The 19,813-nt window shown below is 59.2% G+C and carries 20 protein-coding genes and 1 pseudogene; 9 read left to right on the forward strand and 12 right to left on the reverse strand.

Annotation, left to right across the window (positions count from 1 at the left end):
* The first annotated feature begins 455 nt into the window (after positions 1-455).
* Both MTX21_RS36135 and MTX21_RS36140 read left to right on the forward strand, forming a co-directional pair.
* Complete coding sequence (locus tag MTX21_RS36135) at positions 456-980, forward strand: hypothetical protein (RefSeq protein ID WP_280969213.1); 525 nt, start codon at positions 456-458, stop codon at positions 978-980.
* 111 nt (positions 981-1,091) lie between these two features.
* Positions 1,092-1,466: a DUF1330 domain-containing protein gene (locus MTX21_RS36140; RefSeq protein WP_280969214.1), complete on the forward strand. Its 375-nt coding sequence runs from the start codon at positions 1,092-1,094 to the stop codon at positions 1,464-1,466.
* 314 nt (positions 1,467-1,780) lie between these two features.
* Here the strand turns inward: MTX21_RS36140 and MTX21_RS36145 are convergent, their stop codons facing one another.
* From MTX21_RS36145 to MTX21_RS36165, 5 genes are all read right to left on the reverse strand, one after another.
* Entirely contained in the window at positions 1,781-2,140 is a 360-nt protein-coding gene (locus MTX21_RS36145) for an HNH endonuclease (protein WP_280969215.1), read from the reverse strand.
* A gap of 50 nt (positions 2,141-2,190) precedes the next feature.
* Positions 2,191-2,730, reverse strand: coding sequence for an SOS response-associated peptidase family protein (locus MTX21_RS36150; protein WP_280969216.1), 540 nt, complete (start codon positions 2,728-2,730; stop codon positions 2,191-2,193).
* Entirely contained in the window at positions 2,691-3,065 is a 375-nt protein-coding gene (locus MTX21_RS36155; protein WP_280969217.1) for a hypothetical protein, read from the reverse strand. Before MTX21_RS36155 ends, MTX21_RS36150 begins: the two co-directional genes overlap by 40 nt.
* 82 nt (positions 3,066-3,147) lie before the next feature.
* On the reverse strand, positions 3,148-3,639 hold the full coding sequence (locus tag MTX21_RS36160; RefSeq protein WP_280969218.1) for an Hsp20/alpha crystallin family protein: 492 nt from the start codon (positions 3,637-3,639) through the stop codon (positions 3,148-3,150).
* Positions 3,640-3,722: 83 nt separating this feature from the next.
* Positions 3,723-4,184: an Hsp20 family protein gene (locus tag MTX21_RS36165; protein ID WP_280969219.1), complete on the reverse strand. Its 462-nt coding sequence runs from the start codon at positions 4,182-4,184 to the stop codon at positions 3,723-3,725.
* 338 nt (positions 4,185-4,522) lie between these two features.
* Here MTX21_RS36165 and MTX21_RS36170 point away from each other — a divergent pair, with 338 nt between their 5' ends.
* Positions 4,523-4,747 (forward strand): hypothetical protein, encoded by a 225-nt coding sequence (locus tag MTX21_RS36170; RefSeq protein ID WP_280969220.1) that lies wholly within the window; start codon positions 4,523-4,525, stop codon positions 4,745-4,747.
* A gap of 821 nt (positions 4,748-5,568) precedes the next feature.
* On the opposite strand, the gene MTX21_RS36175 is transcribed toward MTX21_RS36170, so the two are convergent.
* Complete coding sequence (locus MTX21_RS36175) at positions 5,569-5,805, reverse strand: hypothetical protein (RefSeq protein WP_280969221.1); 237 nt, start codon at positions 5,803-5,805, stop codon at positions 5,569-5,571.
* Positions 5,806-6,305: 500 nt separating this feature from the next.
* On the opposite strand from MTX21_RS36175, the gene MTX21_RS36185 reads away from it, so the two are divergent.
* Positions 6,306-6,665, forward strand: coding sequence for a hypothetical protein (locus MTX21_RS36185; RefSeq protein WP_280966419.1), 360 nt, complete (start codon positions 6,306-6,308; stop codon positions 6,663-6,665).
* Between the two features lie 557 nt (positions 6,666-7,222).
* Complete coding sequence (locus tag MTX21_RS36190; protein ID WP_280971187.1) at positions 7,223-7,453, forward strand: hypothetical protein; 231 nt, start codon at positions 7,223-7,225, stop codon at positions 7,451-7,453.
* Between the two features lie 412 nt (positions 7,454-7,865).
* Here MTX21_RS36190 and MTX21_RS36200 read toward each other — a convergent pair whose 3' ends face one another.
* Together MTX21_RS36200 and MTX21_RS40205 are read right to left on the reverse strand one after the other, a co-directional pair.
* Complete coding sequence (locus MTX21_RS36200) at positions 7,866-9,617, reverse strand: PAS domain S-box protein (RefSeq protein WP_280970904.1); 1,752 nt, start codon at positions 9,615-9,617, stop codon at positions 7,866-7,868.
* Complete coding sequence (locus MTX21_RS40205; RefSeq protein WP_348637469.1) at positions 9,524-10,573, reverse strand: PAS domain-containing protein; 1,050 nt, start codon at positions 10,571-10,573, stop codon at positions 9,524-9,526. The genes MTX21_RS36200 and MTX21_RS40205 overlap by 94 nt, the downstream gene beginning before the upstream one ends.
* Positions 10,574-10,884: 311 nt before the next feature.
* Here MTX21_RS40205 and MTX21_RS36215 point away from each other — a divergent pair.
* A pseudogene (locus MTX21_RS36215) lies at positions 10,885-11,908 on the forward strand (IS110 family transposase).
* 345 nt (positions 11,909-12,253) lie between these two features.
* On the opposite strand, the gene MTX21_RS36220 reads toward MTX21_RS36215, so the two are convergent.
* Complete coding sequence (locus MTX21_RS36220) at positions 12,254-13,474, reverse strand: diaminopropionate ammonia-lyase (protein WP_280969223.1); 1,221 nt, start codon at positions 13,472-13,474, stop codon at positions 12,254-12,256.
* Positions 13,475-13,855: 381 nt separating this feature from the next.
* Here MTX21_RS36220 and MTX21_RS36225 point away from each other — a divergent pair, with 381 nt between their 5' ends.
* A complete protein-coding gene (locus tag MTX21_RS36225) occupies positions 13,856-13,984 on the forward strand; it encodes a hypothetical protein (protein WP_280969224.1) in 129 nt (42 codons plus the stop codon).
* A gap of 1,244 nt (positions 13,985-15,228) precedes the next feature.
* Here MTX21_RS36225 and MTX21_RS36230 read toward each other — a convergent pair.
* Both MTX21_RS36230 and MTX21_RS36235 read right to left on the reverse strand, forming a co-directional pair.
* Positions 15,229-15,438 carry a hypothetical protein gene (locus MTX21_RS36230; RefSeq protein ID WP_280969225.1) on the reverse strand — a complete coding sequence of 70 codons (210 nt, stop codon included), beginning with the start codon at positions 15,436-15,438 and terminating at the stop codon, positions 15,229-15,231.
* A 1,627-nt stretch (positions 15,439-17,065) separates the two neighbouring features.
* Complete coding sequence (locus MTX21_RS36235; protein WP_280969226.1) at positions 17,066-17,269, reverse strand: hypothetical protein; 204 nt, start codon at positions 17,267-17,269, stop codon at positions 17,066-17,068.
* 394 nt (positions 17,270-17,663) lie between these two features.
* Between MTX21_RS36235 and MTX21_RS36240 the strand changes: the two genes are divergently transcribed.
* A complete protein-coding gene (locus tag MTX21_RS36240; RefSeq protein ID WP_280969227.1) occupies positions 17,664-17,873 on the forward strand; it encodes a hypothetical protein in 210 nt (69 codons plus the stop codon).
* Positions 17,874-18,682: 809 nt separating this feature from the next.
* Positions 18,683-19,069: an ectoine synthase gene (locus MTX21_RS36245; RefSeq protein WP_280969228.1), complete on the forward strand. Its 387-nt coding sequence runs from the start codon at positions 18,683-18,685 to the stop codon at positions 19,067-19,069.
* Positions 19,070-19,309: 240 nt separating this feature from the next.
* Here MTX21_RS36245 and MTX21_RS36250 read toward each other — a convergent pair whose 3' ends face one another.
* Positions 19,310-19,753 (reverse strand): hypothetical protein, encoded by a 444-nt coding sequence (locus tag MTX21_RS36250; protein WP_280969229.1) that lies wholly within the window; start codon positions 19,751-19,753, stop codon positions 19,310-19,312.
* Between the last annotated feature and the right edge of the window lie 60 nt (positions 19,754-19,813).

Raw genomic sequence — 19,813 nt, forward strand, 5'->3', positions numbered from 1 at the left:
CTAATCGAATAGGCGTCCATTTGCTGCGCTGCATGAGTCTGGAATTGGCCCGAAGCGACGGTGGGGATTTCTGCTATTCCGCCGCTGTCAGGGGTTAAGCGGACATCTGGGAGCGGGCCAAAGACGACGCGACTGACCCAAGGCAGAAATCGGCGGATCGCTAAATTCCCTTTGTCGTATTGTGCGTATTGACCTACGGATACCGGAATGCCTCGTCTGGATACCTCTTTATGGTTGAAGGACCTTCTTCCTGCCTCCTTTCTGAAGGTGTAGGGTTCAGGGCATACTTGTGCGAGCTGCCGGAAGGGACGTGCCGAAGTCCCGGTCATTTTTGGCGGGCAGCGTCAGAGCCACCGGCGGGCACTGAGCCTCAATAGACCAACCACTTTTTTTGGCTGTTCTCCTGCGCCCGAATGCATCGTGTGCGTTCGCACACGCGTTTAGAGGAGATTTCAATGAACAAGCGTTTCCTCGTTACAGTTGCGTGTTCCGCTCTTGGTTTGATCAGCGTAACCGGATTTGCGCTGGCGGAAACGGTGGGGCGATATGAATGCAGCATTGTCGGCGCAATAAGCCAGGAGACGGTCGGTGACCGGGATGGACACCTGCTCCGCAGTCTCCAATATTCTTGCCTTGGCGTAGAGGGTCTGCTGAAAGACGCTGTGTACACAGGGTCTTCTATCAGCGAGTGGGATGGTCCTCAAGGAACGTACTTGTCTGCTGGCGGAATTGTCAGGGCGGCCGGCGGGCTCGCGGTGACCCAACTCACCGAGGGCAAAGGGTCTGTCGTCATGAAAGATGGCAAGCCTGCCGGCAGTGAATCCTCTGGCAAAGCGGTGTTCAAGCTCGCTTCTGGCACACTTGCCACACTCTCGGGCAAGGTCGTCAAATTTGACACTAAGCCAACAGGCGTTGGTCGATTTAGCATCGAATTGACGACTGACAGCGAAGTGGGTGCTGTCCGCACGAGCCAGCAGTAGCGTCCAACACGCAATTAGGTTGCGCTATTGTTGAGGGGGCATCGTCATTGAATAGAAATCGCGCAACAGAAGGGATTTGCCATGAGATCCAATTGCAAAATCGCAATAGCATTGCTTGCCGGCGTCGCGATCGGCGGTCTTGCGGCCGAGGGTCTTCACGCACAAGCCAAGCCGCCTGTCTACTATGTCGCAGAAATCGATGTAACCAACCCCGATGCCTATGCGAAAGAGTACGTCCCGAAGGCTCAAGCCCTCATTAAGGCAGCCGGCGGTCGCTTCTTGGCGATCGGAGGAGCCGCTACTGCCGATGGCGGAAAGGTAACAGCATTTGACGGCGATGCACCGAAGCGCGTTGTCGTTCAGGTCTGGGATAGCATGGAGAAGATCAAGGCGTGGCGCGCCAACCCCGAGTATATTGAGCACCGAAAACTCGGCGAAAAATACGCGAAGTTCCGCTCCTTTGCGGTTGATGGCGCGCCGAACTAATTGCTTGTAATTCTCACATGCCAGAGGCCGCCAACCGGGCGGCCTCTGAAGCCTACGAGCTTTGCAAACGAGTAGGGGGAAGCCGCCAAAGCACTTGGACTCGCCATTACAGACAAGCTACTCGCGCTCGCCGATGACGTGATCGAGTGAGCATCGCAGGCCCGTAATTGCTTCATTGCATGAGTTGTGGCCCGACTCGGACCTCCCATAACGTCCGCTCTCGCGCCGCTGTCAGGGGTATAACGGACATCAAGCGCGCACTAAACCACGTCGGGCGCGCTCCGATCCAGCTCCACCAAGCGTAACGTGCGTTGTCACGTAGCAGCGATGAAACGTTCAAAGCGCATCGCAAGCCTATCGCGGTCGGGGAGGTCTTTGGCGCGACTTGGCAGGTGAATTGTGTTGCCATGGAGCCGCTTCAGGGCTTCGAGCATGGGGCCATCGTTCTGCGCCAGCAGGCGATCAGATACGTGGAGGCGATAATCCAGATCGATGCCGATCAAATGCGCGTCGAAAGCCGCATGATGGATTTTGGACAGCGGGATGCCATTGGAAACGACGGGTTGTCCGTAGCGCTCGTCCTTGTCGGCGACGATGTGGGCGGCGTCGAGAAGAAGAGGTTCGGGCAATCCAGACAATGCGCAACGACCGTTGTAGGCGGTGATGACGGCCATGCGGAATGACGCTTGTTTGCACTTTAATCTCCCTGTGTCTGAGCAGTTTGTCAGGCAGTAGCCTTGTCTTCTTTGTCGGCGCCTCGCGCGACGATCTTGAGGGCATCATCCGGCAATGGTCGCTGCAAGGCTTTCGCTTCGTCCCATGGCGCACGCATCCAGACATCGCGCTCCTCGTCAGTCGTCAAGATCACCGGCATCGCCTTGGGATGAATTGGCGCGACAATGGCGTTCGGCGCCGCCGTCAGAAATCCGTAAACAACATGAGGGCCGGGGACCGGCTTCGACTTGGTGCCCCGATCGCCCTTGAATTCGGTCCAGATGCCTGCGAAGGCGCAGAGCGGACGATCGTCATTCAGCGCAAACCAGACGACATCCTTCTTCTTTGTCTCTGGGTTCGGCTCGGGCGCGTACTCGGCGAAGCTGTTGAACGGGACCAGGCAACGGTTCTCCGGCTTCAGCCATCCGCGCCAATGCGGCGAGGCGGTGTTGCGGATGTTGGTCACCGGCGGTCCGCCGGTCCTTGGAGGGGGCGGCATACCCCAGCGCATCAGCACCATTGAGTCACCGGCGACCGCGATCGGTCGCATGCGCGAGCATCATGCGGACTCCATAGTGCGGCGGCCCAGGGCCGCCGCAGTCGCATCGGCACGCCCCCACGGGGCGGCGGATCGTCGTCGCCGTCGAGCCGCCGCAGCGCGGCCAGGATGTCGGCGAGCCGGATTGTGTGACCCATGCCCGGTATCTCGCGCAGCGCGGGGCAGGATTCGACTGCGAACATGTCGGAGGCCCATGACGACAGAATGAGCCGCTTCTCCGGCACGGAGAGCTCGTTGTCGTTCAGGATGTCGTCCGGAGACGCATAGTGCGCGGCCGGATGGAAGAGGGGATTGAGATTGTCTGCGTCCGTGTTGGCGTTGGTCATTGATGCCTCCCTTTACGCTCCTTTCTCGGGACAGGTTCGGCGAGTTCGGGCGGCGGCGACCGCCGCCCGTGCGTGATGGTCTTTACTGCTTGTTGATCGCGATGCGCTTGACGCCCGCTCGCGGGTTCTCGGACTTCGGCAGCGAGATGGTCAGGACGCCGTTCTTGAACGACGCCTCGGCCTTGTCCTCCTCGACGTCCTGGAGCGCGATCTGCCGCTGGAACGAGCCGTAGTGGCACTCGGTGAAGTATCTGCCTTCGTCCTTGCGCTCGCTCTTCTTCTCGCCGCGGATGCTCAGCACCCCGTTAGCGATTTCGATCTGGACATCGTTCTCCGTCATGCCAGGAAGCTCGGCCGAGATCGTCAGCGCCTTGTCGGTCTCGCTGAGCTCGATGTTCGGCCAGCCGGATTGCCCTTCCATGAGCGGCGACAGGCCCGTCCCGCCGAAACCTCGGAAGACCTCGTCGAACAGGCGGTTCATTTCGCGATGCAGCGTCGTGAAAGGATCGTGGGTGCCACGCGTCGGCGCAAGGTCCTGGTTTCTCGACCAGGGAATGAGATCACGAACTGCCATGGTTTTTCTCCATCGTTGCATGAGACAGGGAGCGCGGCTGCGCTTGTGCGCGCCGCGTTCCGTGGTCGAACCTCGATCAGGCGTCAGGCCGCCTTCTTCTGCTCGATCTGCGAGGCGGGAGAGGCGCCGCTTCCGATCTCGATCCGGCGCGGCTTCATGGCTTCGGGTACCTCTCGGACGAGATCGATGATCAGCAGTCCGTCGCGGAAGGAGGCGTCAGTCACGTGGACGTAGTCGGCCAGGTTGAACACGCGCCGGAACGGACGCGCAGCGATCCCTTGGTACAGGTACTCGCCGGCCGCCTTCTCGGGCTTCCTGCCCTCGACGGTGAGCGCGTTCTGCTCGGCCGTCACGGCGATGTCGTCAGCGCCAAAGCCGGCGACGGCGAGCGAGATCCGGTAGTGGTCCTCGCTGGTGCGTTCGATGTTGTACGGGGGATAGTGGTCTTCGCTCGCCTGGCGCAGCGTGCTGTCGACGAGGTCGGCCAAGTGGTCGAAGCCGATGGTGGAGCGCCACAGAGGCGCGAAGTCAAAGGTGGTCCTCATAACCAAGTCCTCCAAAGAGCAAGTTGGATACAAGGAGCGCAAGGCAGGACTCAGAGCGGGTCTGATACCCGGCCCAGCGCCCGCGCCGGACCCGTGAAGGCATCCGGCACACCGCTCTCGCGGCGAAAAATGACTTAGAAAAACGAGACGCCGTTTCAAGAGGTGGGCCGCAAAAAAATTCACAGTGACGGCGGGGCCCCGCTCCCCTTCCTGAAGGACTCGGATGCACGGCAAGAGGCGTCTTGACAGTGATCCTCGCTCGAATATTTTTCCGCGGGGAATTTTCTTCCCGCCTTCTCAACACCAAAGGATTGCGACGACCGTCAGGAGTGACGAGGATGCTCGATGAAGATCTGGCCCGCATTCGCGCGCACCGCAACAACATTCACCGCTACCGGCGACTGCTTCGGACGAGGCTATCGGAGCTTGAACGTCAGTTCATCGAACGCCGCTTGGCCGAGGAGCAGAGCAAGCTCGTGGCCCTCGCGGCCACCACCTTCCCCGTCGCGTTTCCCATTCCGAAAAACCAAGTGGCTGCCTCAGTTGCGGAAGGCGGTCAATGAGCGACGCCCGCGAGCTTCTGCCGCGGCAGCGAGAAGGTCATCCGACACTTCTAAGACCGGCACATTTACCTGCATAACTTCGGGACAGCACCCGTCTGATGAGCAAGGCCGCCGGTTCACGCTGGCACTGTCCCATCAGTCTCGAAATAGAACGCTGCCGGGCTCGAAATACAGGTCCCGGCAGCGTTTCATTCTCGAACTGAGCGCTGAAATCCCAGTTGGTTTCGAACGTGCAACGGCCATGCCACAGGCTTGTGACAGGCCGGTTCATGCTGACGGGGCTATTTGGTAGGCTGCTTCGACTTCGGAACGATCTTCGGAAAACTCCGGTTAATCGCCATGAAACGCATCAAGCCAAAGCGAGCACCGCTCCGCCCCGATGGTACGCCCATGACGGACGACGATTTCCGAGCCCTCCATGACCAGATTGCTTCCTTTGACGATATCGAATGGATCGACGAGACTACGCGAGATCTCGTCGAGAGGTTCATGCCCGACTTGGCGAGTCGCCTCCCGACGAAGCGGACCGAGACCTTCGAGCAAGCGCTTGGTCGGGTTGGGGCCAAAGCCAAGCGGAAGGTTACAGCGGCGGAACGGAGGAGACCTAAAGGCCGTGGCAAGAAGCGGCGTGTTTAGTTCACCGCCTCGCTTCAGCCCTAGCCCCTTGAGCACTTCCAGGGGATTTTACGAATTTGCTGAAGTTCCTGCCCGGAACAGTGCTGAAGCGAACAGAACAACTCGGTGAGTTGAGTAGCCTGCGCCTCGCTAGCCCGAGGACCAAGCTTCCTCCAGCGGCTCCGGCCTTTCCGGTCCGACCCGCCTCAAAGGCCGGGGTTGTGTTCCGCGTTGGTCAGCAGCCTCACGAAGGTGCCGCTCTCGTGCAGCTCGAGCGAGCCTCGGTTGAGCCCGCTACCCTTGAGCGTGTACAGGAACGGCGCGTTGATCTTCTCGATGTGGATGCGGCCGTCCTGGACCGGCTCGATGCTCCTTGCGAGCTCGACCAGCTTGCGGGCTGCGGCTTCCGGGTCGGCGAAGGGACGTTCGGTCGTGAGTTTCATCGGTAGCCCATAGCTGGCACTGTCGGCGTATTCCAATCGAAGTCCGGCCGGACCTCGGCGCCTCGTCTACCGCAAGCCTGACAGATGAACCGCGACTCAAGATCCGACAGCCGGACGTCGTCAGACCATCGATCGGCGCTGAGCGCAACGCTATGGCCGCACCGATAGTCGGCGCAATAGACGAGGATGCCACGCACGCCCATGCTGCGCATGTGGCCGAAGGTGATCTTGAGCGGGCGGCCGTTATCGTGGGTGGGCATATGACGTCGGACAGGGCGAGGCATACCTCTATCAAAGCGGCAACATGATCACCTCGCAAATTGTCGATCTGTGGTAGCTCCGAGCCGCGCTGAACCACTGCGTCTTGTGGGTGTGCAAAAACCATCGCGAACATCTCTTGATCTTCTACACCGCTGCCAGATTGCTCGGTGAGCGCCGTGGGATGCATTGGTCTGCTCATGGCCCCGCGGCGGACATCCCACCGGAATTAGGAGCAAACAATGAAAAAGCTTTTCACTTGTGTGGCGGCCGTGGGCTGCCTGGTGGCGCTCCTCTCCGTCGCGCAAGCCCGCTCTGCATTCGACGGTTCCTGGAGCCTCATTTTCGTGACGCAAAGAGGCGCTTGCGATGCGACCTATAATTTCACCGTCGACATCACCGACGGAATAGTTACCCATCCGAATTTGGTCAGGTTCAGAGGCTACGTAGCACGTTCCGGCGCAGTTCGGGCGTCGGTGACAGTTCAGGACAAATTCGCCTCCGGCTCAGGCAGGCTCTCGAGCAATTCTGGCCGCGGGACGTGGAGTGGCCATTCAGGAAACGCGCGTTGTTCAGGCTACTGGATCGCGCAGCGAAATTGAGGTGCGAGCCCAGATCGGAGTGGCCGCTGGATTGGAGGATGGCTCGCTGATTGCCTATGACGCTCGTCCAGATAAAATCAACCGGCAGTGTGGTCGACAGTGGCGGGCATCATCCTTTGAGGCGGCGACGCTCCAGCGCGGCCTTGGCCTCGAAGCCCGTGACGATTGAGCTGACCAGCAGGATGCCAATCGCCGCCATGATCAGAATTATCTCGATCATGATCTATCGGCCCCTGCGCTCTCGTAGATCTCAGAGTGAAAACGAGCAGCGCGACTGCAAAGAGCAGGAATGTACCGGCGCTGATCTCTTTTGACTTGCGTTTCATGACGCACCAATCCGCTCAAGACGGGCTGGCTCCTAAGCGAACGCGTGATTTAGCAGGATCACAATTCGCGCCTGATCCTGGGATGGCTCCAGTTGTTCATCTTGATCCAGTGCTTCTGCCGACCGGCACGGTATGTCCTGCACTCGCCAGCAGTCCGCCATAGTAGCACCCCGCCGCTCGAGCAACTTCTCTCGCCAAGGCGTGTTCTCGATTAAAGGCAAGGAGGCGAGCATGATGAAGAACAAGGGTCCTAATACTCGAAATGCCGGATCAAGCTCACAGACCCAGATGCAAGCGAGCAATCCGAATATGCTCAATCCCGGAGATGAGGCGCTCCCCGGAACTCCAGGTACTGGCGAAGACGTGTGCCCGGAGTGTCACGGCGAAGGCCGTATCGACGGCTCGCCCTGTCCGAACTGCGGTGGCAGCGGCACGATCACCCGAGCGATTGGCGGCGCCTGATGGACCCAGAACGGCGATAAGATATTTCGAGAGATATGGTGACTAGCGGGCCTCCTGTGCGTGGCGGCATTGGCATGCCCCAGCGCATCAGCGTTATCTCGGTTTCGGCTTCTGTGTTGCGTGCCGGAGCTGGATAGTCCGGGAAGACATTGAGCATCGGCTATAACTTGCCGAAGTAGCGATGAACGCGAATAAATGAATGGAAGAGGGCAGGATTGGCGCAGGGCGCGGCAAGTTGAACTGCACCGCTGAAAATGTTGGGTCATCGGAACGGCCGCCATTGCCCGTTGCTGGCTGGCGGCCCAGCATCCGAGCAATGGCGGACGGCGACTAGGGACTCTCGTTCGGCGCCGTATGACCAGCCTTCGCGAGTGCCTTGGAGATGTCGCTTGCGGCATGCTGCATGGCACAATCAGACTTCCCTAAGTGGGAACACCAGGGTGAACCGCGCGCCCGGTTCAGCGGATCCGGCCGTCAGCTTTCCTTGGAGCTGGGCTGCCAAGCTGTTGATCACGCGCATGCCGAGGCTGTCGCGCGCCTTGGCGAGGTCGAACCCCGGCGGAAGCCCCACGCCATGGTCCCACACATCGAGCCGATACAAGCCGTTTGGTTGCCGTGCGCCCAGCACCTCCACCTCGCCCGGCCGGTCCGCGGGGTAAGCGTACTTGTAGGCGTTGGTGAGGAGTTCATTGATGAACAGGCCGAGGGGGACGGCCAAGTCCGCGCTCACCACCGCCGGGTCGGCGCGACAGCGGGTGGAATGTTGGGGCGCAGTGTGCGCGATGGTCTCGCCGAGGCCGCACAGGAAGCCGCCAAGGTCGATCTCACGCGCATTGGTCCCCCGCCAGAGCTGATCGTGCACGTTGGCGACGGCATGCACCCGCAGCGCCGCGTCCTCCAGCACTCGACGCGCGGCGCCGTTCATACTGCGTCCCTGCAGATTGAGGATACTTGAAACGAGAGTCAGACTGTTCTTCACGCGATGGCTGACTTCGTGGATCAGCGTCTTCTGTAACTCCTCCAGCTCCTTCTTCTCAGTGATATCAGTGTTTGTCCCGAACCAGCGGACCACGTGCCCCTCGGAGTCCTTTACAGGTTCCGCGCGCGAGAGAAACCACCGATACCGTCTATCGGCGCCGCGCAGGGGGAAGGTGTCCTCCCACGGCTGGCCGGTATCCCACGCGCGTTGGATGCGCTCGACCACCCGCGCGACGTGATCGGGGTGATGGACTTTGGTCCAGCCCCAGCCCTGCATCTCTTCCGCTGTGGTCCCTGTATAAGCGTACCACCGCAGATTGTACCAGCAAATCCAACCCTTCGCGTCCGCCATCCAGGCGAGCTGCGGCAATGAGTCGGCCAGACTCCGGAACTGTTCCTCGCTTTCGCGAAGCGCATCCTCGGCCCGCCGCGCATCATCGATATCGATGCAGATGCCGATCCCTTTCACCACCTGACCCGTGTGGTCGCGCACAGCGGCCGCGCGCAATAGGAACCACCGCCAAGCCCCGTCGGCGCGACGGATCCGACATTCCGTCCTGACCGCCCGGTCCGACCGCACGGCCTCTCCCCAAAGAGCGGCGGCGCGGTCCTGATCATCCGGGTGGCAGATCTTGCGCCAGCCGTGCCCGAGCAGGACTTCCTTCAACAAGCCAGTGTACTCACAGTACTGTTCGCTGACGTAGGTATTGCGCCCCTCGGTATCCGTCTCGAAAACCAGCCCGGGAATGGCTTCGGCCACCGCGCGGAAGCGGGCTTCGCCGGCTCGCGCTTCGGCTGCCCGCTCGCGCTCCAGCATCTCTCCGGTGATGTCCTCGACCTGGTGGATGATGTGACGGACCTCGCCGTCTGGACCGAACGCCGGCGTGTTCAGCGGCGCCCACCAGCGCACCTCGAAAGTCCCATCAGGGCGCCGGATGTCGTACTTCTGCACCGGCATTCGATCAGCGGCGCGCTGCTTCAGGACCCGCTCAAGCGAGGCGCGCAGGTTGCGCGCCCCGGCGGCCCCCCGGTCGGTGGGATTTTCCGGAAAGGCCTCAAATAGCCGCTTGCCGACCAGGCCCTCCCGGCGGGTCATGGTCGCCTCGAGATAAGGCTCCGAGACCTCCTCGATCGTGAAGTCCGGCGCGAGCACAAGGTGCGCGGTATGCTGCGCTTGATAGAGCAAGCGGAAGCGCTCTCCATACTCCTTCTGGGCATGGATGTCGGTGCATGTTCCAAGCCAGCGGACGATGCGGCCCGCCTCGTTGCGAACGGGCGCGCGCGGCCCAGTACCCAGCGGTAGACGCCGGAGCGATGCCGCAAACGGTATTCGATTTCGTAGGGCTCGCCTGTCTGGAGGCTGTGGCGCCAGCGCGCGAAAGTTTCCACGCGGTCGTCGGGATGAAAAAGCTGCGCCCACTCATCGCCCTCAGTCGAGCCGGGCTGCGCGCCCGTGTATTCGTACCAGCGCTCGTTGAAGAAGTCATGATAGCCGTCCGGGCGCGCGGCCCAGACGATCTGGTCGACTGAGTTGACGATTGTCGCCGAGGTGGCGCGGCTCTCCTCAAGCTCGCGCTTGGCTTCCAACCGCTCGAGTGCGACCCCGAGCAATTGCGCCATTCCCATCATGAACTCGGCGTCCGCCTCGTCCCATTCGCCGGTATCCGCGGGGCTGTCGGCGGCCAGCGCACCCCAGCGGCGATCGGCACCGAGGGGGATAGGCACGCTCACCGTTCGCCTGACGCCATGTTCCGCCAGAAGCCGCGGCGTTCGGAACCTTTCCTCTTGATCGAGGTGGTCCGAAATAATCGGCGCGCCCGTTCGGAACGCGAACCCGGCAGGCGTGTCAAGACCCATCACCTCTTGGCCGACAAAGCCCGGCTTCCACCCCACGCCGGCGCGGAGCAAAAGGGCGTTATTGGCGGGCAGGAACTCGGCTGCCTTGCTGAACCGCGCATGCATGCCCTCGGCGCACAAGCGCACTGCTGAGTCCAGCAGGTCATCGGGCGCTGACGCCTCGATCGCCCGCCGCCCGAACTCGGCGAGAGTCGATTGCTGGTGCAGTCGGTAGGCCAACTCTTCCGGTCTTGCCGGAGCGGCTGCACCGCCTCGCCGCTCTGTCGCATTTTCCGTCCGACGCATCGGCCGCTCCAAGCGGATCTCCCAGGGCAATGACGCGCAAGACAGCCGGTTCCGCTCGCCGGGTCTGGATTTTCCATAGGGCGCTTTGGGGCGTGAGAGTTGCACGCACCAATTCATCGCTGGAAGAGTCATGTTTTGCACGTTCAGGCTGACGGCGTGTCGCCATTCGCCAGAATTTTGCTCGATACATCCGTGTGGAAGTTTGCCTCTTGATTGGTTGTCGCGCCGTAGATGGGGGTGATTGCGGTTGCTGCTCGAAAGGCTCAGCCTGGAAGGGAGGCCGGCGAGCCGGCGGCAGCAGGAGCGGGAATATGAAGCACTATGCCGGTCTGGATGTTTCGCCAAAGGAGACGGCTATCTGTGTTGTGGACGAGAATGGCGTCGTCATTCGCGAGGGCAAAGCACTTTCGGAACCGGAGGCTATTGTTGCCTGGCTCAACGAAAGCGGGTTGCCCATTGTCAAGATCGGGATTGAGATTGGTGGTCTCGTTCGTTGGCTGTACAGCGAACTGCGTGCTGCCGACTTACACGCAGTCTGCATCGATCCCGAAGACTGCGTGGCGTGACTAAGACAATGCCGATTAAGACCGATCGAAACGACGCTCGCGCTATTGCACAGGTAATGCGGGTCGGCTGGTACACCGTCGTTCATATCAAGGGTGACCTGAGCCAGGAGCTACGAATGCTTCTCAACAATCGCAAGACGCTTCTGATCAAGCAGATCGATATCGAGAATGAAATTCGCGGCGTCTTACGCGTCTTCGGCTTAAAGCTGTCTGGTCGTATATCTCAAGTGACGTTTGAGCAACAAACTAATGAACTCACAGATGGCCATCCATGGCTCGCGGCCCAATGCTGGTGGCTCGAGCCGCGCTGCGTGAACAGTACGGCGTCCTAGACAAGATGGTACTTGAAATAGTGCGCCGCGAACCGACATGTCAGCGGCTCATGACGATACCAGGTGTTGGTGCACTGACGGCAATCACTTTTCTAACAACCATTGATGACCCGGATCGCTTTCAACGCTCCCGCGACATTGGCGCGCATCTCGGCCTCACGCCACGCAAATACGCATCCGGGGAAATCGATCGGAATGGCGCTATTTCGAGGTGCGGCGATGTGATGCTCAGGACCATACTTTATCAGGCCGCGCTTGCACTTCTAACCCGCACCCAGCGTTGGTCCGCATTGAAAGCCTGGGGTGTAAGGGTGGCCGAGCGATGCGGCCTTCGCCGAGCAGTCGTAGCAGTCGGACGAAAGTTAGCGATCGTGATGCATCGGATCTGGGCAGATGGAAGTGAGTTCCAGTGGACCCGCGAGGAGGCGACCGCATGATCAATTAGCAATTCATCGGATCCGCCGACAAGGCGCGATGACGTCCTGCGAGGACGAGGTCGGGATGACTGCGCCGCAATCTGTGTACCTGGTAGTACGCGCCTAATAGATAGCAGCTCCCGATCTTCGGACTACCATCCTGAGGCGACCATGAACGTCGACCTCGTAGACAAGAGCGAGCCTCGCAGGCTGTCGTAACAAGCTGAACACTTGTGCCGGCAACCGCAATCAGACAGGAGATTGCACATTCGGACGTCTTTCCAAGCGCGTGTTCAAACAGAAGCGTTCGGGACTTGAAACCCATTCTGCTTAAGAACGTCGGGATCGCAATTGGGCTTCGACCGATTAGAGGTTTACGGACCCGCCCGTGCAATTATTCCTAGCGATCACTTGCGCTGGCGTCTGGCCGACAAGCCCCTCGTAAAGACGAGGATCAGTGGCCCCTTCGGTGTTGATCAAGAATATCCGTGCTTCGCGTTCAAGACCGATCTTATTGCGCAATGTCTCGTCGGAGGCGATCTTCAGCAAGCCGGCCAGACCGACACCGCCACTCTCCCCCGCGACGACAGCAGCGTCGCCATGATTGGGATTTGCCAGCCGTTTCATGACACTGATTGCGTCCTCGTCGTCCACAGTCATAAAGGCGTCCGCTGCGCGCGAAAGGATGCGCCAGGCGACGAGAGAAGGTTCATGGCATTCGAGCATCGCCATCACGGTCGATGGCCCATGCTCCACCTTGACCGGATGCCCGGCTCGAGCGCTCTCAAACAGGCATGCCGCGCGCGAGGGATCAACAACCGTGAAGAACGGGCGGTTGTCCCCGAATAGAACCGAGAGATGTCCCGCAACGGCTGCGGCTATTCCGCCTACGCCGGCCTGCACGAAGACGTGGGTCGGTGTGGTGGGCAACTGACGCAGTGCCTCGCTTACGAGGGCAGTGTATCCCTGCATCACGAGCCCGGGAATACGCTCGTAGCCCGGCCAGGACGTATCAGATACCGTGATCCAAGCCTTTTCCGCGGCAACTCGCGATGCCTCGGCAACGGAATCGTCGTAATTGCCGTGGATGCGGATGATCTGCGCGCCAAAACGGGCGATCGCGGCGATACGCTCGTCGCTAACACCTGAATGGACGAATATAACGCAGTTCGCACCAACGAGCTTGGCGCCTTGCGCGACCGACCTGCCATGATTGCCATCCGTGGCGCAGGATACCGTCATCTCCCGTGCCACTGTCTTCACTTCAGGTGTGTGGAGCTCCAAGACATCAACAGATCGGCCGAGCTGCCGACCTGCTTCCTCTAGCACCAGCCGGATCACGGCGTAGGACCCGCCCAGCGCTTTAAAACTCCCAAGCCCCAGTCGCTGGCCCTCGTCCTTCAGATGGATCGAGCCTACACCGATCTCGTGAGCAAGGCCCGGCAACGAAACGAGCGGGGTCATCCTGTGGCCGTCGCGATGCGCTAGAAAGCGCTCCACGTCGCGCGCAGCGTCGAGGCTCAGCGTATCGGCATCCGAGTCATCCAGGGCAGAGCGGTGGTCGGTGTGCCGGTTGAGAAGCAGCATGGTTCGAGCTTTTTTTGGTCGTTGAGGGTTCGAATGGAATACCTCATTCGCGACAAGATTGTGAGCCTGGGCGGCTGCTTAGTCGAACTGAATACAATTACATGACAATGCTCCATCGGATAACGCCGTCTTCGGGTGACGTTAGGCCGCCATCGATTTGCGACGACGATACACCTCTGCGAGCTGGCCGGGTCGCTAAGCCGCAGGCGACGCGACCGCGCGCGAACCTATCAGCAAGGGAGTTGCTTGCTGCTGTCGACCGAAAGTGTTGCATTTGAACCGCCGAGTGCATCGTCCAGAATAGCCTTGAGACGCGCGGCTCATTTCACTAGCGCTCCAAAGTGGGCTTTGATGGCCACGGCATAATCGTTGCCGATGTCCATGACCCGCAAGGTTGCGGTCGAGCGTTCTTGGCGGCAGGAGTTGGCTCTTATGTCCATCGCATGCGCCGAGGCGGCAATTCGCCTGGAGATCGACGAGAGAATCATCCCACATGCTGTGGAATATTGATGCGCGCGTATACGTCGCGCCGCAGGACCGTTTCCTAACAAGACGATGTGAAGTTTGTTGCCGCCCGCCTTGATCGCCGTTGTGCTCGCTTACGTGCAACGGCTGCTCCAGGTCCCCAGCCAGATGAACAACGAGTTTCAGCTCGCGTAACCTGTCTGCCTCAGGCCGTGAATTGCCTTTGACGATCGCAATCGCCGCCGGAAGACCTTGGACGATGCAGGTGCCCTGGCTGCTTCCACCCTGGCGATCGAGGGAAGCGTCATACGTCGGTGGTTCGATGTCAATATCGATGAAATGCCAGCGATGGGTGTCCTTCCGGTACGAATTTATAGTCATCCGCCCAGTTTGAGATGGCGGCCAGCGAAGTGTCGCCGATCGGCTCCTTGAGCTTGGCCTGCGCTGCCGGACTTAAGTGCCGCTACGCCAGTTCCGCAATGACCGAATGACGTAGCTGTCCCCACGCCAGGGCGGAAGATGTGCTGCCTACAAAGCAGCGGTGCAGATCGCGAGTATGAGTCTGAGTGGCTGCCCAATATTGATGAAGTGCGTCAAGTCATTTGCGGACTGAGGCAGGTGCTTGGGTTACGGCACGTCGACCGGGGGCATGGACGCCGTCGGGCGTGGCACAAAGCCATTCTGGTGCTGGTCACGTGCCGCAAATATGATCGTAAAAGTCGCGAGGAGGATCAGGAGTACGCGCATGCAACAAGGATTACTCGAAACGATATATCGCAATTATGAAACGGCTCACATCTCGGCCTTGGAGCAGGGACGGCTCTTACGGGGCATCCCACGCACACAGCGTATTGGCCAGCAAAAAGCTCACAAACCTTGATACTCGTTCGTTTTCGCCAGTAGCCGCCGAACAGCGGGATGTTTGCGCTCAAAAAATGCATTTTCCCTTGAGGGCGGCAGGAATAGTGCAGCGAATTCGAGTGGTAATTTAGTGCTTGGCTATTCACCGCGGAAGGCAGCCGCCCCCTCGTGCTGCTTCCGGGCGCACCATGAAGGACGGTTCATGCGCATCATGACGTTGTGTCCGGTAGCTTGTTGGCGCTGACCGCCGCCGGCCTTGCGCTGCGTTGCTCTAGTCTGCTTGCATTTGCCTTCATTTAAATCCCGCGCTCGACGTTCGGCACGCGAGGCTTCTGCGAGACGAGCTCGCGCAAAACCGTACGCCGCTGGCCATGGCGCGTGGTATGGTTTTCCACATGTGGAGGCCCGGCGATTGCAGATTGATCTGCTCAGGTTTCCGTAGGGATCCGCTTCCTCGAATCACTCCGTTTTCGGATGTAGTGCCCCTGTTTCTGAACGACCGACCTGATCTCCTGGCTGACGCTGGTCACGCGTGTTTTCTTTTTTCGCCACTTGCCGAACGAGCCGATGATAGGTGGTCGAGCTCCCTGGGGCACGACCAGCAATTCGTCGCTATCGTTTACGTAGAGGTCGAACATGTTTGTCCCTCTCCAACCTTGCGGATGCCCCTTCCATGATCAGCAAGCGAAAGAGCGCGGGCGGTTGGACTCGCCTCTCGCTCTCTAACGCTCGCCTGCCCGACTCATCGAAATATCGTCCCCACACGCAGCAGCTCGTAAAAGAAAAGTCCGACCTTCGTCGGACTCTAAACTATTTACATTGTGCTCGGCATGCACAATCAATCGCCATCGAACCGCTCGTTGCGCCGGCGTGTGCATATGGTGCCCTTGCGGCGGCAACACGTGTTCTGATGCAATGCAGATTTCGCGATGAATGCGCCGGTAAACTCCGGCACACGGAGCTGCGAATCCAGGCCCGTGATCCTGATGAGAGAGTTCGGCGATCGATTGTCTCAGATAGTTCGCGTTGCGCGCGCATCATACATTTTTTCTTGCGCAGCATTTCTGCGCCAGATCAAACTCCGGCGCGACAAGTATCGACCCCTCGAACAATCAGGCACAGGAGCGCTGGAGGCGTCACCCTGGCAATCTCCCCGACACGCACAGCCTTTCGGTGGGCGGGCCCTTAAGAACAAGCAGGTATGAATGTGCTTCACAGGTAAGCCCCCTAGCGGTCCTCATTATTGGCCTCACCACCTGCAGCACAATGCGTAGCTCGTCTCAAAGCGTCTGTTATCGCGGCAACGAGAAGAATCAAAAGCAGATCCGGCGATGAGAACGGGATTGTTGGTGTGATGGATCAGGCCTACGGATCGGAGTTGCCGCCGGTCCTGCAGAGATCGCCGAAACGCTTTCGTTGGGTCTTTGCAAGTTCGTCGATCGCCAGAAGCGCCAAGAGGGCACCTTCAGATCCTGGCCGGTTCAGAAGCCTTGGTATTGAAATCAACTCTCTAAGCTTCCCGGAAAGCAATAGCGAGGTTCTCGCAGATCGAGGCGAAAGCTTTTTTCGATTCCTCGTTCTCGAAGCAAAATCGCGCTCCTTCATCTGCGCGTTCGATCCACCAGTCGACTCTCAGTCCTCGGGAAATACGGGAGGCTTCTTCGCGCAATTGATCAAGTTGCCTTCCGTAGGCCCGAACGATCACACAACCTGCCATCTCGAATGCTCTGCTCAAAATGAGACCTTGTGTTCCTGCGGAGCGGTGAGGATCCGCTTCACCTGTTCGGCTTGCTCTATGGTTAGATTGGTTGCCAAGCTGGTCCCAATCAGCGCTGGCCCCTTACGTTCTCGATCATAAACCATTCAACCCTTGCCGCCTTTGCGAACGAAAAATCTGTTTTGCGAAGAAGCGCCGTCGCTCAAGCCTGGTTCCCCGATTCTCTGCCTGATCCGTCACGATAGGGCCATGCGTCCGCCAGGGCGCATTTGCATATGTGAATCGTTTGACGCGTCGCTCGCTGCGAGAGGCAGATCTTTGAAGCAAGAGAGCGGTTCCCACTCAAGGCAGCGCGTCCACGCTTTGCGCACGCAGCCGGGTCTTCACTATAGCTGACGTGCCGACGGGCGGCGGATCGATCAAACCGCTCTTCGACCGAAAAAGCGGCATTGACGGAGCGACTCAGCAATTGGCGTCAGATGGCCACGGAAATTATGGCCACGGAAAAGGAGGCGGTCAACTGACGCGAGCCGGTCTGCCGTTGCTGTTTACTCTGGCGCGAGCGCCGCAAGTGCACTTTCGATCACTGCGATTTCTTGACTGACCTGAGCGACCGCTTGCTTCGGATCAATTCCAGTAACACACTTCAGCTGCTGCAGTAGCTCCCGCCGATGCGCTAGAAGGTTCTCCAGCGCGATACGGTCGTTTAGTTTCACATAGCCGTCCACAATCAATCCAATCGAAAGAGACATCGAAACTCTCAAAAAGCTGTTCTCAACGAAGATGCGTATAGCACATCGGCAAACGATGTTCAGCTCGTCGGCAGAGAATACTGGCGGCCGAGCTTATTAGCGACAAGCGTCCGGCGGCGGGGGCGTTGCCGACTATTCCTCGCGCTTTACAAGCGTCCAGCTCTGTATGAGCGACTACCCGAGCAGAAAGACGGCGTATGGCGAGCCAAAATCGCTGCGGATCGTCGCGATGGAAATGCTAGGCTAGGTAAAGGAATGATATCACGAACTGCCATGGTCCTTATCCGCCTGCCGAACGGCTTCCGAGATGCGGCGACAGGCGGCGCGTTGACCGACGACATGCTCGCCTGAATATATCTTCGTAGAGATTGCGACGACGTCAGGAGCGTCCAGGATGCTCGATGAATATTTGGCCCGCATTCGTGCTCACCGCAACAACATCCACCGCTGTCGTCGCCTGCTGAAGTCGAACCTGTCGGATGTCGAACGTCCGTTCATCGAAAGACGCCTCACCGAAGAGCAGACCGCGCTCGAGTCTCTTTCGGCCGAGGCCTTCCCGTTCGCGTTTAGCCTTCGGAAGGGGCCGGACATGCCGGCAAGCTAGGCGCGGAGCCGCGAACGACGCGCGCGTTCCGGACCACGCGATTTCTTGGCGACGGCATCATCATGAGCTCGAGACCGGGCATAATCGACGATATCCGCCTGCTGTTGGCCTAGCCCCGGGGACCTGATCTAGTGACCTGCACGTGGGTTCATTCGGCTCGGGTATCAGGTGCTCAATCTATATCGGCATTTACCCATAGCGGATTAAAAAGCCGCATTGTTCGAACGGTTCTCGCTCGCGGACCTGTTTGTATTCGGCCATATCTCGGCAGTTTGTTAGATTGGCTACACGCCCAGCCAAATCGTTCTCATTCGCTAGCCAGCTGAGACAGCCACAACTTTATCTTTCATCGGTCTGCGACCACGGCATGAGATTTGCTCAATTGGCTGAGACGCTGCGGAACCGTATTCGCGGCGAGAGGCACAGCAAGGAAGGAAACGGCTTGCCAAATCTGCGACTGGAGACAGTTTATGTCGCCGGCAATATCTCCAGCAGCATGCTGGGGAATACAAAGGTAAGCGGCGGTACCGCTCGAGACGTGGAACATCAAGTTGGTACGCGCCGATCGGGCTCGGCTGCGAAATACCCTCGCGCCGATATTGTTACTAGTCGCCGTCGGGCAAATGGCAAGTCTTTTGCGTGTAGCCGATCCCGTAGGACTACTGCACGGGTTCTCTGCGACCGACGGTTGGTTGTTTCGACGGAGACCGCAGTCGGTCGCGCGACAGGGAAGTCGCAGTTCCGGGGCAGAACAACGGCCTCCAGCTTTTGGATCAATCACTTCAACCTGCACCGGGCAATCGAACACTATGATTGTGCGTAGCCTGCACGACGTCGAAGCAACCGATCACTTCGTCGATTGGGGCAATGGTACTAGCCACCGCCTTCTGACGGATAAGGACGGCATGGGTTTTAGCATCTGCCACACCGTGGTGCGCGCTAACACCGTTTCGCTTCTGCAATACCGGAATCATCTCGAAGCCTGTTACTGCATCGCTGGAGAGGGCGAGGTCGAGGACATGGACGGCAATGTCTTTCCCATTCGCAAGGGTGACATGTATGTGCTTGACAAGCATGACAAGCATTTCCTGCGCGGGGGACGGGACAACGACATGATCCTCGTTAGCATCTTCAACCCGCCCCTCACCGGAACCGAGCGCCACAAGCTCGACGACCCGGCAGGCTCCACATATTGAGCGATGCGAAGAAACGCCAATCCAATATGAACTGCCGCCAATTGCGAGAAACATTTACTCGAGCGATCCAGGCACTGCCTCGTACCGCGCGCGCGGACCTCAGAAAAAGTCTTTGTCCCGGTTTTACGAGATGCGCACGTGATGCGGCTCGGCTGAGCTGACAAATTACTTTGGCATTCCAGGTCCATTTTCCCTTGTCCGGACCAGGCGATCGGAGGCTTGTGCCGATTGATAGCGCGCTCAGTTGTCCGATGTCTGGCGACGCTGTTGGACAGCTGACATAGCACTGCTGTGGCTATCGCATTGATTGCAGTCGATTTCACCTTTGGCACGATACATGCGTAATCCTCTCAAGGGCGCCATAGAGGAGAAGTCGTTCGATGAGAACGCCCACCAGAAACTCTGACTGGCAGCTGCGATACTGCCGGTACCATATTTGGTGATGCGGAAGGTCGGCAGGAAGATTGAGTGATCTGCTTCGGCGAAGGGTTTCGTCACATCAATGCAGGGCAGCCTAAGCCCCACAACAGATCCGAACCGGTGTGAGCGATTTACGTGAATCAAGGAAGTCGCCTTCCAATCTTGAGCGATGAACAGGTGCAGAGCATATCTGCCGCACATGAACTGCTGGCGCGTGGGGAGGAGTTTTGGCGAGGGCGGCTCGAGCAGTTTAGAAGACTGCATCCTCCTTTCGTGTCATCGTCCGCGGCTGCAGCGCCTTCCCGATGGCAGTCGAGTTCGTGG

Origin of the sequence: Bradyrhizobium sp. ISRA430 (assembly GCF_029909975.1) — a bacterium.
Lineage (GTDB): Bacteria > Pseudomonadota > Alphaproteobacteria > Rhizobiales > Xanthobacteraceae > Bradyrhizobium.